The sequence below is a fragment of the Bradyrhizobium sp. 6(2017) genome, assembly GCF_011058295.2.
Taxonomy (GTDB): Bacteria; Pseudomonadota; Alphaproteobacteria; order Rhizobiales; family Xanthobacteraceae; genus Bradyrhizobium; species Bradyrhizobium septentrionale.
Window position 1 is genome coordinate 1,691,973 of sequence record NZ_CP049289.2, and the last position, 13,862, is coordinate 1,705,834.

The 13,862-nt window shown below is 60.0% G+C and carries 11 protein-coding genes; 4 read left to right on the top strand and 7 right to left on the bottom strand.

The features are described from left to right. Positions 1-1,137: 1,137 nt before the first annotated feature. Both G6P99_RS07925 and G6P99_RS07930 read right to left on the bottom strand, forming a co-directional pair. Positions 1,138-2,274 (bottom strand): M91 family zinc metallopeptidase, encoded by a 1,137-nt coding sequence (locus tag G6P99_RS07925; protein WP_165127732.1) that lies wholly within the window; start codon positions 2,272-2,274, stop codon positions 1,138-1,140. Positions 2,275-2,801: 527 nt separating this feature from the next. Next, positions 2,802-4,085 carry a tyrosine-type recombinase/integrase gene (locus G6P99_RS07930; RefSeq protein WP_246709470.1) on the bottom strand — a complete coding sequence of 428 codons (1,284 nt, stop codon included), beginning with the start codon at positions 4,083-4,085 and terminating at the stop codon, positions 2,802-2,804. A gap of 452 nt (positions 4,086-4,537) precedes the next feature. Between G6P99_RS07930 and G6P99_RS07935 the strand changes: the two genes are divergently transcribed. Then, positions 4,538-5,671, top strand: coding sequence for an HWE histidine kinase domain-containing protein (locus G6P99_RS07935; RefSeq protein ID WP_156928826.1), 1,134 nt, complete (start codon positions 4,538-4,540; stop codon positions 5,669-5,671). A 37-nt stretch (positions 5,672-5,708) separates the two neighbouring features. On the opposite strand, the gene G6P99_RS07940 is transcribed toward G6P99_RS07935, so the two are convergent. From G6P99_RS07940 to G6P99_RS07955, 4 genes are all read right to left on the bottom strand, one after another. Next, entirely contained in the window at positions 5,709-6,569 is an 861-nt protein-coding gene (locus tag G6P99_RS07940) for a TorF family putative porin (protein WP_029083502.1), read from the bottom strand. An 87-nt stretch (positions 6,570-6,656) separates the two neighbouring features. Beyond that, complete coding sequence (locus G6P99_RS07945; protein WP_051346588.1) at positions 6,657-7,274, bottom strand: VIT1/CCC1 transporter family protein; 618 nt, start codon at positions 7,272-7,274, stop codon at positions 6,657-6,659. Positions 7,275-7,549: 275 nt separating this feature from the next. Continuing rightward, positions 7,550-9,187: a calcium-binding protein gene (locus tag G6P99_RS07950; RefSeq protein WP_051346587.1), complete on the bottom strand. Its 1,638-nt coding sequence runs from the start codon at positions 9,185-9,187 to the stop codon at positions 7,550-7,552. 457 nt (positions 9,188-9,644) lie between these two features. Further along, positions 9,645-11,780 carry a calcium-binding protein gene (locus tag G6P99_RS07955; RefSeq protein WP_084518613.1) on the bottom strand — a complete coding sequence of 712 codons (2,136 nt, stop codon included), beginning with the start codon at positions 11,778-11,780 and terminating at the stop codon, positions 9,645-9,647. Between the two features lie 378 nt (positions 11,781-12,158). Here G6P99_RS07955 and G6P99_RS07960 point away from each other — a divergent pair, with 378 nt between their 5' ends. After that, positions 12,159-12,488, top strand: a complete 330-nt coding sequence (locus G6P99_RS07960) for a hypothetical protein (protein ID WP_051346585.1) — start codon at positions 12,159-12,161, stop codon at positions 12,486-12,488. 134 nt (positions 12,489-12,622) lie between these two features. Further along, the gene (locus G6P99_RS07965) at positions 12,623-12,967 is read left to right on the top strand and encodes a hypothetical protein (RefSeq protein WP_051346584.1); all 345 of its coding nucleotides are present in this window, start codon (positions 12,623-12,625) and stop codon (positions 12,965-12,967) included. Positions 12,968-12,979: 12 nt separating this feature from the next. Here the strand turns inward: G6P99_RS07965 and G6P99_RS07970 are convergent, their stop codons facing one another. After that, positions 12,980-13,114 (bottom strand): hypothetical protein, encoded by a 135-nt coding sequence (locus G6P99_RS07970; RefSeq protein WP_256375189.1) that lies wholly within the window; start codon positions 13,112-13,114, stop codon positions 12,980-12,982. Between the two features lie 34 nt (positions 13,115-13,148). Between G6P99_RS07970 and G6P99_RS07975 the strand changes: the two genes are divergently transcribed. Then, a complete protein-coding gene (locus G6P99_RS07975) occupies positions 13,149-13,829 on the top strand; it encodes a ParA family protein (protein WP_029083498.1) in 681 nt (226 codons plus the stop codon). Positions 13,830-13,862 lie beyond the last annotated feature (33 nt).

Consider the following 13,862-nt stretch of genomic DNA (forward strand, 5'->3'; position numbering starts at 1 on the left):
CGGCCCGATGGTCCGTGGTGGGCCAGCGCCGATTTACTGCCCATACATTGCGATGCCGATGACAATTAGCGGGCTCAGCCCCAACAATACGATGCAAACGCTTCCAAGGAGACTGTCACTGCCCATGACATAACCTCCACGCCGGAGTTGAAATCTAATCCACTGAAACAAAATCGTGATCGATAAAAGGGACGACCTCAGGGCGGTGCACCCCGAGGCCGGGAGGTATGCCGTATCTAAACATTTTTAGCTGACACGAGCCTTACACCGAGGCCGTTTAGATTTCTTCTAGCTCCGCCTGTTCGAACTCCTCGCGCTCTCAAATGGGACAACAATCCGATATCAAAGCGCGAGATCCTAAGCCCGCCTGAAGCGGTGGAACGTCAAGAATTCACCCTTCTCGGCGGCTTGAGGGGCCCAACTAAACTTCCTGATTTGGCCGACCGCATTAAACGTTAAAACCGCATTGACCAGGCCGGAGCCCGTAAAATAGGAGAGTCTGATTTCGTTGCTGGATGGCTGGAGGTCGTCCATTCCAAAAGCCGGGTAACGCCTCAGGCGATCAACCCAATAGCACTTCCTCTTGGAGCATCTGCCGAAGGTCACGAAGCTGCGACTGGCAGACGTCCTCGAATTGTTCAAGCTAATGCGATGACACATCGGAATTTATTGGTTTGAACCTCGAGATCTTCGCGCTTCAGGCGAGCGATCCTCCTGTAGTCAATCCACGGCTACGCGGCCCGGGTTGCTTAGCAAATCGCCTTGCGTAGGTTGCTCTATCACGCTGGCATGCGGTGGTGGTCGTTGGAGCGATACTGGGAAGGTAGCAGCTACCGCTGCTTTTCAACGAGCAATGTCTTCGGCCGCCGTGATTTGGCGGTGTCGAACAAGGAATAGATCCGGCTAACATAGTTGGTCACCTCCGACACAGCACATAGCTGAACGAGCCGAAGCCTGTGCCATTCAGTTGTCCGGTGTCTGTACTCGCGTTCCAGTCCTGCACCACCTAGACGGCCGGCGAGTTGTTAGAGGTAGCGCATTTCCCGGAGCGTGATCTTGGTTGGATAGTCTTTCATGGGCGGGACTGCTCTTCGCGGTGCGGGTTGGTAATCCGCTAACAATTGCAGACAGTGCGCCTCACATCCCAAAACCCTGCAATCTCAAATGCGGCCGCGTCCAGACCGACCCTGCCGGTCGACCAACCATCGGGCCGCGCGCCCGCGTCCGTCCCTTGACCCGGATTTGGTCGTACCAATAAATCCAATTATACTTCCTTATTAGCTCGCCTACGGGCGGTAGATGAACGAGTCTCCCGTACAAGTCGGGCTGGCTGAGCCTAAACTGTTCGATGATTTGCACGGGCGATGGAGATGTGTTCTGCGGATTGTCGAGGAAGACGGCCGCGTCCCACAACGCATCATCGGGCGCGGGATCTTTACCTTTGTATGGTCCTTCGGCAGGTCCATAAAATGCCCTGAAAAGCGGGGGGCCGCCTTTATCAGATACATATATGTTTGCCAAAATGACTGCGAGGTACTCTTCAGAATCTTGGTACCAGTGGTTCGCAGGGGTAAAGTTCATCACGCCGGCGATCATTCGGGAGGCGTGAACGAGTTCGTGGTACAGCACTTCGTCCGTCGCCATCGCGGGGGCATGACCATGGTGGGCCTTCCGATATTTTTTTCTAAGCAGCTCTGCTTTCTCGGGCGAGAACAAGACATCACAATTAGCGCCGCCGCCTTTTCCGACTACTTTGAACAACTCACTTTTCTTATCAAAACTTAGGCGCGTGCCGCGAGCAATGATATATTGCTGCTGGTCAATGTCGTCCGCCACCGTAAGCGCGTTGGCGTCGGCCATGTTATATGGGCGAATTCTGGTGAACGATGGTCTGCCAGCCCCGAATTCGGCAAGCAAAGCGCGGCCAGTCGGGTAGCTTTGTATTTGTTTTAAGAGACAGACAATCTGACGCCTGTAGTTGCTCTTGTCCGCGATATATTTCTGCTTCAGAAGATCGAATTTGCCGGGATGGTTGTCAGCACTTTCGTGATTCACCACCATCCACGATCCCATGCTTCGAAAGGCTATGAGAATGCCATCCGGCAGACCTTCGTCAATCACGGGATCGCCTAGATCCCACTCCAACATCGACGCACCAAGTGGAGATGCATGTTTTTCGATATATTTATTGAATTTTTTATATTGCTCGTTCTGCTGAAGGGTGAAACCTAAAATATCATAATCGAGCTCCGTAAGATCAACACCGTCGACCATGGCAGCTCTCCGTATGAAGCATTCAACAACGCGATGGTCCGCCGGGACTTACGCTGGGTAGTCGCGGAAAAGATAAGGTCGGTTCGTCCACTCGCGAACACACGACCGTGATAAAGATCCCATTCGACGAGGTGTCTACTTCGTCGGCTTGAACCGAGTGGAGGCACAGCATCGCTGAGTTTTGTGCGCGCGACGTGGGTCTCGATCGTGTCACTATCGGTCTAGTGGACCATGCGGCGGTCAGCTCGAGCCCGAAATTCGATTTAATTGGTTTTTCGAGGTACTTTTGGCCCTTTTATAATTAGGCATAACTCGAATTACCGGGGCTGAAAAATCGCTTCTTTGATGGCGTGGGAAGTTGGCCTGAATTTCAGCCTGGTGGCGGGCAGCGAAACTGAGCAAAAATCCAAGCTGAAGTGCCCGAGTTTGCTGGTGGTCGATGTCTCTACGCCTGAAGCAGCAATTTGAGACGGTCCATGTCCCCGATTTGACCCAACACCCGCCTGCTCGAAGGGGCCGTCCTTGAACTAGGAGGGGACGCCGACAGCCCCGTGAGCGACACCAGTATGAGAAAGGTCGGAGCCCGCTATCACAATGCCAATCTTTCCCGGCTTTTGAGCTGGCAAGGCCGCAACGTGCTGTGCCCAGCGCTCGAGCGCCTCGCGCATCTCGGCGGCGTACCGAGCGCGGTTATATACCCCGGCAACGCCAGCCCGGTGACCGCTGACATGGTTTAGGATCGCCTCCACGATGTGCGGCAACACGCCAAGCCGGTCGGCCATCACCGTGGACGCCGATCTCCGAAGATCATGAACTGTCCAATGGGGGAGGGGCTTGCCAAGGGCCTCGGCGATGCGCTCATCAAGCGCTGCCTTCGACTTTGACCAGCCGGAGAACCCACGATGCGGGTCACCGCCGCGTCGGGGTCCGTCACCAAAGAGGTAGTCTCGGCCGTTTCGGCGGGGCGGGAGTAGGGCCAAGGCGGCGGGAACCAACGGCAGCAGGTGCTCGCGATGGTTCTTGGTTCGGGCACCTGGCAGTGTCCAGAGCCCCGAAATAGTATCGAGTTCGGTCCATTGCATACTGCCTACTTCATCACGGCGTTGGGCTGTGAGCAGCAACAAACGCACAATGCGCCCGTAATCGTCATCGCCGCTGGCCCGCCAGATGGCTGACAGCTCCGTCTCCGTGAGAACCCGTTCGCGGCTTCCCGGCTGCGCGGGTCGATTAGTGCCGAGAACCGGGTTCGCGGCAATGTCGAGGCCCTCGCGTATTGCCCAGTTGAACATTGAGGACAGCGCTGTACGGGCGCGGGCTGCCGAGACCGCTCCATGACCGGATGTGAGGTCAGCAATACGAGCCGAGATATGACGGCGGGTGATTTGGAAGACCGAGACCGGATGCAGGGGTTTCCAACTGACCAACAAGTATCGTTCGATTTCCGAATAGGTCCGGGGCTTCAGTCTTTGTTTGGCGTTCCGGAGATATTGATTTGCGATCACCAGGAGCGTGTCGGCCGCCTGCAGGCGGGCCTTGGCTTTCTCGTCCGCCGGGTCTTTGCCATTGGCAACCAAGCCCAAAAGCCGCTTGGCCTCCCTGCGTGCGAGCTCGGGCGTCCAGGGGGCGCCATGAGGACCGATGGTGACGAAGCGCTGCCGGCCGAACACGCGGTACTTGAGGACGTAGGTCGCTTGGTCACGTTGACGCCGAACGCCAAAGCCCCGCACCGCTTCGCGGTGGTCTGCGTCCCAAATAGTCTCGCCCGGCTTGAGCGCTTGTACTGCGCGAATCGTTATACTCGAGACCGACATCGATCGCCTCTGTAGCTACCACGTAGCTACCACAATAGCGCCAATTGCAGCGCAGGTAAGGCGAGACACTGCGGGCTTATTGTTTGATAATGCTGCAATTTTCGTAGGAATGGCGGAAGTAGCGTAGAATCGACGAAGCCCTTATTGTGTCTGTGGAACAGGAGGTCGGTGGTTCGAGCCCACCCAACTGTACCATTGCAGTTGAGTTGCCCGCATCTCCAGCACCTTACTGACAAGCCAGATGGAATTGCGCCGCCTGAAATACAAAAGGCGCTGCAGATGGCATTGCGGATGTCCGCGAGGAGTACGTGCGCCTCTACGGCGTCAGGTTGGAAGCGCAGCTCAAGCTGGCCGGCCCAACACCTGACCGAGGGCTTGAGGGCGCAAACGCCGCGCGGATCGTTCGCAGGTAGGGATGCCATCCGTGACGGGTTTTGCGCGGCTTGTTCCCGTTGGCAAAATCTGATTGCCTGAAGGCCATGGGCATCGGTCGCAAACTGGAAAGTGATTTTCCACCAGGTGTGAGCGACGTCGCCGCACTCATTCGCGCCTTCGATTGGTCCGCCACAAGCTTGGGGCCAATCATGGAGTGGCCTGCGCACCTCAAGAGTGCAGTCAGCCTTATGCTGCCGGCCAAAGCACAGATCGTGCTGTTCTGGGGGCCGGAGTTCGTGGCGCTATACAATGACGCCTATGCGCCGACGATAGGCCAGAAGCATCCGAGGGCGCTTGGACGACCAGCTCGCGAGAATTGGACCGAGCTGTGGGACGACTTAGAACCCCTGCTCCGACGCGTCCTCGATACTGGCGAGACGGTCTTCGCGAAGGACCGCCCCTTTTACATCGAGCGACACGGCTACCCAGAGACAGTTTACTTCGACATTTCCTACTCTCCGGTACAGGACGAATTTGGTGAAATTGGCGGTGTTCTTTGCATCGTTAGCGAGACGACCGAGCGTGTAGTTGCGCAAGAGCGCCAACGGTTGCTCGCCCGGGAGGCGAACCACCGCGTCAAGAACATGTTCGCCGTCTTCCACGGCATCATCAATCTGAGTGCTCGGTCAGCCCGAACGCCGCAGGAAATGGCTCAATCGCTACGGGGCCGTCTGAACGCTCTCATGCAGGCCAAGGATCTCATCCGTCCTGGGATCATGGGTACGGAAGCGCATAGCGAGCGAACAACGGTGGGAGACGTCGTGCGAACGGTGTTGCTCCCGTACGAAGACGACACGTCTCGCGAACGCATCATGATGAGAGGACCTAGTGTGCCCGTGGGTGCGATGGCCGTGACAAGTCTCGCTCTCGCCCTGCATGAAACAACGACGAATGCGGCCAAATATGGCGCGCTATCGGAGCCGACTGGTTCGGTCAGCATCACTTGGGAGACGCATGGCGGGGATTTCCATCTTGAATGGGAGGAGACAGGCGGGCCCGTGATTGTCGCCCCACCGTCAGCTAAAGGCTTTGGTAGCGTGCTCGCAGAGCGCAGCATTGCTGATCAGCTCGGCGGCAAGGTTGAGCATGATTGGCTGCCTAGCGGGCTCAGGTTGAGGATTTCGGTCCCTTTGGATCGTCTTGCAGTCTGAGGCCCTGCCTCAAAGTGGTAGCCCGCAAACGACGGGACTAGTTGAACGCGAACCAGGCCTTGGCAACGAAGGCCGCGCCGCACCAGTTCGAGACCAGGCCGCCCGGGTTGGTGGCGAGATCGACGCGGCCGCCCGGCCGTGCGTTTGGATCGCCCGTGAAGACGAAGCAGTTTTCCTTCGACAGATTGGTGTCGTAATAGCGCAGGTCGAGGTTGAAGGCCTTGTGGGTGAAGGTCACACCCGCCTGCCAATTGAGATAGGCAGGTAGCGGGAAGCCGCCGAGTTGCAAGCTCTGATTGCCGAACCAAGAGTAGCCGGCAGCGGCCGTGAATGATACGGCCAAGTCGTTCGCCAGCAAGCGGCCCGGCACGTCGAAGCCGGCCCCGGCCGCCACATACTGACTCCAGGCGCCGGTGTTCGAGACGTTCGGCGAGTAAGCGTAGCCGGCGGCGACGCGGACCTGTTCGCCGATCTTTCGATCACCGCGGATAACCGCCTCCCAATAATTGATGCCGTTGGTCTCGCCGGGAAGCCGTTCACCGGGATAGGCGAAATAGGTCACGCCAAGATCAAGATCAATCGTAGCGATCGTCGGGCGGATACCGCCGGCGAAAGTGAGTTCGGCCGCCGGTTGGGTCGGCAGCTTTACGGTGGCGACCGTGGTGCCGGCGTATAGCGAGCCAAATCTTGCTTCGAAGGCGGCGCCGACCGCAGGCCCATGATCGGACAGCGTGGTCCCTCGATAGATATAGTCGGATGCAGCCCCGGCGCGGGCGCTGAATTCGAACTCGTTCGAAGACGTTGCCTGGTTGGCGCCGGTTGCCGACCAGCCGCGATTGCCAAGGCCGATCGCCCCGCCCGGACTGGGGGTTTCGGTCTGCGCAAGACCGGCGGCCATTGGTGAAAGCCAGAACCCGATCAACGCGGCGATCGAGGCACCGCTTGCACGCTGAACAGATGCAATGCTCCGCTGCCGCACTGTCGATCACCCTCCAAGAGCCACCGCGACACCTACCAGCGCACTGCCAACCGCCACCATCGCAAGACCCGCCGCCCAAGGTCGCAGCCCGCTACGAACTCCGAATACGTAACCACAGCCGAACAGCATCACAATGGCAATGGCGTAGGAGATGCGCAGCGCCAATCTGGCGTCGCTAAGGAACAGGAACGGGATCACCACAGGGAAGGTCGAAAGGAAGCTTAGCAGGCAAAGCCCCAGCGCTCCGGTCCAGTCGCGCTTCGTCAGTCCTCGATCGCCCGGCGGTTCGGGCGATTGCAGCAGTTTCTGCCGCATCAAATCGATCTGGTGTGGAGGCAACAGCGCCACCAATTCCGGCGACAGCGCGTTGGCGATGACACGCCGCGCTGTTTCGGGGTTCGGTGCCTGCCGTATCGCGCGGAGCGTCAAGAGCTTGTCTCCCCGATCGTTGATGCGAGCCAGCAGATAAAGGCCGCCGTCGACAATACCCCACGCCAGATTGCAGCCGAGCGCACCGATCAGCAGTGTTTGAACATTGACGCCGGCCCCCGTCGCGACACCGAGCGAGCAGATGAAGGTGAGCGCCATGATCAGGCCGAACAGGGTTTCCGAGATCCGCTCCATCGGATCAAGGATGCTACCGGCAGGCGTATCTGAAATCTGCGACATCCCAGCCCCGAAATTCGTCGATAGGCGACTATGCGAGCGAATGCGTCGGTCTGATGTGTTGATCTATCTCAAACATTCTGACGCCGGATCAAAAATGTTTATCAGAAAATCTTGCCTCTCTCGCCACTCACCAGGAGGTCAAGCCGCGGCGGAATTCGCGCAACCGCGAATTCGAGCGCAATCGTGGTGGTGGTCGGGCCGGTTCGCGCGTCGCAATCCCCGCCGCCCCCTCAGCTGAACTTGAACATCCCCGCGCTCAGCTGTCCGGGGGCTTCGCCGATCAGCCACACCGCGTTGCCTGCGGCGTCGGTGATGATGGTGGTGTTGATGCCGGCCGCGTAGAACTCGGCGGCCTGGACGTCCGCGAACGAATGCAGCGACGTGCCTGCGAAATTGACGAAGTCGTTGACTCCGCCGGCGTTGAAGTCCTCGACGACCATCACTTCGGTATCGGACGCCTTGTCGTTGAGGTTGAAGATATCGCTGCCGCCGCCACCCCAGGCGTAGTCGACGCCTCCGCCGCCTGTGATGTTGTCTGCGCCCGAGCCCATCAGGAAGACGTCGACGCTGGTGCCGCCGGTGACGGTGTCCCCGCCGTTCGAGCCATAGACGTAGTTCTGGCCGGAGCCGCCATAGATCAGATTGCCGTCGGTCTCGCCCGACGAGATGAAGATGTTGAGACCGGAGCCGCCATACATCGTGTCGACGCCGGCGCCGCCATAGAAGTAGTTGGTGCCGGCGCCGCCGAACAGATAATCGGCGCCGTCGCCGCCATACATCACGTTGATGTCGCTGGCCGACGTGCCTCCCGCGCCGACCAGTGTGTCGTTGCCGCTGCCGCCGAACAAATAGTTGAAGCCGGTGCCGCCGTAGATCGCGTCATCGCCGTCTTCGCCGAGCAACACGTCGTTGCCGTTGCCGCCGCTCAAGACGTCAGCGTCGGCGCCCGCGTAGACGTAGTCGTTGCCGTCGCCGCCATCGACGGTATCGAAGCCGGCACCCGCAACGATGATGTCGTTGCCCGCGCCGCTCGAGATCAGGTCGTTCAACGTAGTCCCGTACAGCGAATCCGCGCCGGCTGTGCCGTTCATGGTGTCGTCGGCATAGCCGCGCACGCTGTATCCGAGGTCCTTCAGCACCCCGAGATCCAGCGGCGAGATGGCGTATTGGTAGTCGTCGAAGAAGACGATGCCATTCATCAGATCCAGCGTGAGCGGATCCGCGACTGTCGATGGCGAGGCGAAGAAGTCGGACTGCTGATTGCCGAAGTGATAGTAATTCTGCGTGGTGCTGTCCGTCGTCAGCGGCACCGGGCCGCCATACGCGGCCTCCGCATGCGAACCGATGAAATAGGCCAGCGATCCGGACTTCTGGATAAAGGTATCGAAGGTCGATTCATAGGCGCCGGGGAGCTGGCCGCTCTGGCTGTACCAGCCCGTCATTCCGAACCCGTGCATCATCTCGTGCAGGAACACGTCGATGGGGTTGAGCTTGTTGTACGGGACCGAGCTGTTCCAATTCAGGCCGTAGGTCAGATCGAGATACTGGAAATAAGTGGTGTCGACATTGATGGTGATGTCGCTCGTCGTGCCGCTGACGTGTTGTCCCGTCGTCAGCTCGTACTGGCTCGAAGGTTCATAGACGGCCAGGCCATTGCTTGTTCCGACGTAGTAAGACGACGTCGGCCCGCCATCTGCCCGCCCCACGGCGGTAGTCGTGATATTGAGATCGACAACCAGATTTCCGATGCCGCCGACGTACTGTTGCCAGACGCTTAACGCCTGTTGCAGGTCGTAAACCAGGGCCGAATCCGTTGCCGCTCCAGCGCCACCGGCGTCGTTGAGCTGAACAGTATAAGTCCACGCCATCTCATAGTCCCTTTAATCTAATCGCCCGTCTAATCTAGTCGCCGTCGAAAGATGCACTTGAATAATCTGGCCTTACTGGCGCTTGGTACCATTTTTGATTGATTGTAGGCGAAAAAATTCTCTTAACGCGCGAGACTTTCGGGGTGCCCAGAACGGACAATCCCCCCTTGAACAGGGGTGACTTTAGCTCACGATCGAGAAGTTCGAGGCCGGGACGATGCTGACCGTGGCGCCGTTCATCTAGACCACGGTGCAGCCATTGAATGCACGACGGAATTGCGCCACGTCGCGGGCGAATCCCGGTCCTGGATCACCCGGACGCCAGGCGCATCGTTGGAGGCGTGATGTGAGGCCATCCGCGATCCTCAGCAACGAACAGCAACATTTGCACAGGCCGGCGCAGAGCAAGCCGGGCTGGTGCAGATGCCTCGTAGATGCCTCGTCCTGGCCGAAGCGCTCAGCTGAACTGGAACATGCTCGCGTCCAGCTGTCCCGGCGCGATACCGGTGAGCCAGACCGCATTGCCCGCGGCATCGGTGATGATGGTGGTGTTGGTGCCGGCCACGTAGAACGAGGCCGCCTGGACGTCCGCAAAGGAATGCAGCGATGTGCCGGCGAACTTGATGAGGTCGTTGACGCCGCCGGCATTGAAGTCCTGGATCACCATCACTTCGGAGGTCGAGTCGTTGATGGTGAAGGTATCGCTGCCGAGGCCGCCCCAGGCGTAGTCGACGCCGCCGCCGCCGGTGATGCTGTCCGCGCCCGAGCCCATCAGGAAAACGTCGACACCCGTGCCGCCCGTGACGGTGTCGCCGCCGTTCGAGCCATAGACATAGTTCTGGCCTGAGCCGCCATAGATCAAATTGCCGTCGGTCTCGCCCGACGAGATGAAGATGTTGAGACCGGAGCCGCCATACATCGTGTCGACGCCGGCGCCGCCGTAGAAGTAGTTGGTGCCGGCCCCGCCGTAGAGCAGATCGGCGCCATTGTCGCCGTACATCACGTTGACGTCGGAGGGCCCGGCGCCCCCCGAACCGACCAGAATATCGTTGCCGTTGCCGCCAAACAGGTAGTTGAAGCCGGTGCCGCCGTAGAGAACGTCGTTGCCGTCTTCGCCGAGCAGCACATCGAGGCCGGCATCGCCGAACAAGATGTCGTTTCCGGCACCGGCATAGAAATAATCGTTGCCGTCGCCGCCATAGCCGATGTCGTCACCGCCCTGGCCAACAAGAATATCATTGCCGGTGTAACCATACAGCGTGTCCGCGCCGGCATGGCCGTAGACCGAGTCATTCGAAATGCTGCCGACCGCGGTCGGTTGCGCGGCGGTCGCGAAAAACGTCGTCGCGTTGCGATCGTCGTAGATCGATTCCTGCAAGGTATCGGCAAAGCCGGGCTGGCGCTGGTCCCATATGATCTGTTCGCGTCCGTCGCCATACATGCCAATCGCGGCAGCGCCGATCGCGGACGTGTTGGTCGACGTGGTCGTCACCGTGCTGGCATCTGCAAGCGATCCGTTGCTCGCAATGTGGTAGCGGCTGACCGACGTCAGGCCGACGAACGCATCGTTGTCGCTATAGGTCACGGTCACGCCGCCGTCGGTCGCCGCGGCTGCGTCGATCGAGGTGATGAAATAGCCGGTGCCGACGCCGTCGATCTGGAGGGCCGGTGCGACTGCCGTTCCCGTCGCGTCAAAAATCTGGACGTCGATCACGGGATTGAGGGCGATGATGATCGAATTGGTGTAGTCGCGAACCAGCGCGAAGCCGCCGCCGGAGAGCGCGACAACCTTGTCGTAGCCGACCGAAGCGCTGGGCCCGGGCGCAGTCGACAGCGTGATCTCCGTCCCGACGGGGACGCCTGCCGAGGTGTAGATCTGCGCCTCGACATTGGCGCCGCTGATCCAGCTGACCAGGATGTTGCCGTTGGTGAGCGTCGTCGCCGAAGGGTTGGTCTGACTCCCCGCGGTCGTCGTGTTGACGGTGAATTGGGTGCCGATCTTGTTTCCGGCGGCATCGAACAGCTGCGCGCTGATGCCCGAGCCGGCGCCGTCGCCGCCGACACCGCCCGGTCCAGGGGAAACAGCGTCTTGCCAGACGGCAAGCAATCCGCCGCCTGCCACGGCCGTGATCGTTGCGTTGGTTTCGTTGCCCGCGGTGGTATTGAGCTTGATTTCCGCTCCTACGGTACCGTCGGGCGCGACAATCCTCGCGAACACATCGGTCCGCAGCGTGCCCGCGTTGTAGGATCCGAACGTGTAGGAAACGGCGACCGATCCATTGGACAGCGTGGTCACGTCGGGCGAGGAAACGACCGAGCCGATCTGGGTCGGGCTGACAGCACTGCTGGCGATCGTGATCGGGGTCCCGCTGGTATTGCCGAGCGGATCGACCCGCCGCAGCACGACGGATTGGTACATGAGGTCCGGGAAGTTGGCATAGCCACCTTGCAGGTAGACCATCGCCATCTGGTCGTTGCCGATGGCGGCCAGCGCGGTTGAACCCAGGCCATTGGTGCCGTTGTCGACGCCGTTGGCTGGAGGGTTGGGCTGCACGCTCGCGATGAGCACCGGGGGCCGCCAAACGTTACCCATGACTCGTTCCTCCAGCTAGGCACGGTCGATGCGATCAAAAATGGGGTCGCAATTTCTTGCCGTGCAGTGAGACCCGCCAGCCTTCAAATTCACCAGCGGGATGATTTCGAACATGCTTGAACACTGTTTGCAACGGGACGCGCAATATCCAGGGTAGTTTTGGTCCCGATGAGCGACCATGGGTCGCACCAACTTTCGAATGACGATTGCGCTCGGCGACGACGAAACTGCCGATGGTGGAGGTGAGACATCCTCGTGCGGTGCAGCAACTGTTCCCGCCGTGTCATCTCGCCCGCTTGCGATTCACTGTGCGTTCACCCACTATCGGTGAAACGACGCCTTAAACGACGCCTTTATGACACCTTTGGGGGGACGCGCATGGGGACCGCCGGTGCAGGGAGTTTTTCGTTTGCGTTGATGCTCGGGCTTGCAGCGCTGCTGCTGCCGGACCGGGGCGAGGCTTACACGGCCGACCAGCAGCAGACCTGTACGCCTGACGCGTTTCGGCTTTGCGGGCCGGAGATTCCCGACGTCGATCGCATCACCGCCTGCATGATCAGGAACAAGGCGCAGCTTTCGCCGGCCTGCCGCGCATTCTTCCGCGCCGGTCCCGAGCCGCGTGACGCGCGCGAGCGCGTAGAGCGACGGCCTGCTGCCGCCAAGCACAAGGCCACGAAATCGCGCAAGGCGAAGAAGCCGGCCAACTGATCCGGTACCCATCCTGCGCAGTAGATGTCGTCGCAGCGATTTCAAGGCCGCGATGCGCGACAGACTGACGCCTTGTGACGCTGTCACGCAGCATCATCTGTGGGGCTGTGTTCATTGCAGACTCCGTTTCCGCGATGGGCGAAACGGGTGGAGTGGGACGCGTGAGCGAATACTACAAGCAAGAGATCGATCGGCACTTCGCCTGGTTCGAGGCCAAGCTTCCGCGTGGCCCCGCGCGCTTCGTCGCGTGGCTGCGCAAGCCGTCGTCGCGCTACGTGCGGATTCCGTTGGCGTTCCTGTTGATCATCGGCGGCATCTTCAGCTTCCTGCCGGTGCTCGGACTCTGGATGCTGCCGCTCGGACTCCTTTTGTTCGCACAGGATGTGCCGTTCCTGCAGAAACCCACCGCACAATTGCTCGGCTGGATCGAGCGCAAATGGACCGAACGCGAGCGGGCTAAAGCTGCCGAAAAGCGCTAGCGATGAGTCAAATCAAGCGCTTAGCGCTTCCATTTGCAGTTGTGTCATAGATGAAGTGTGACTCAAAAAGCAGAATGCACCGGTAATCTTGGCCACTTTGCGGATTGCAAGAAGTTTCTTCTTTCGCGAATCAGCGCGCTGATTCATTTTCGCCTCCTGGGGTCAATCTGGAGGCCAAGGTATGAACGTGATTGTTTTCGCTTCGCGTAAGGGGGGCTCGGGAAAAAGTACCCTGGCTGCTCACCTCGCCGCGCAAGTGCACAAGGCAACGAAGCCATGTCTGCTGATCGACGCCGATCCGCAGGGCTCGCTGACTCTCTGGCACAAATTGCGCGGCACCAACGAACCCGCGATCAAGACCGCGGTGAACTCGGTCGCCGGGATCATCGCTCAAGCCAAGCGTGACGGCATCGAGTGGGTTTTCATCGACACGCCGCCGAACCTCTCGGCCGTGGTCGACGACTCCATCAAGAACGCCACGATGGTGATCATTCCGGCGCGGCCCGGCGTGTTCGACGTCAACGCGGTGCAGGAAACGATCCAGACCTGCCGCTCGATGCGCAAGCCCTACGCCGTCGTGATCAACGGCGCGCCCGCGCAGCGTGACAACGCCGAAAGCCGGATCGTCGCGATCGCGCGCGAGGCGCTGGCGAAATTCCGCGCTCCGGTGTGGAGCGGCCAGATCACCAACCGCGCCGACCTTCTGATGGCGCTCGGCCAGGGTGAAGGCGCCCGCGAATATTATGCGGAAGGCCGCGCCGCCGCCGAGGTCACTCGGCTGTGGGCCGCGATCGAACGCTCGATCAAGGCGATCCGCGGCACGGCGTCGGCCTCCGGCGCGATGCACAAGCAGGCGGCGTAACAACGCCGTTTCCGTTCGAACTGGAAGAACGCG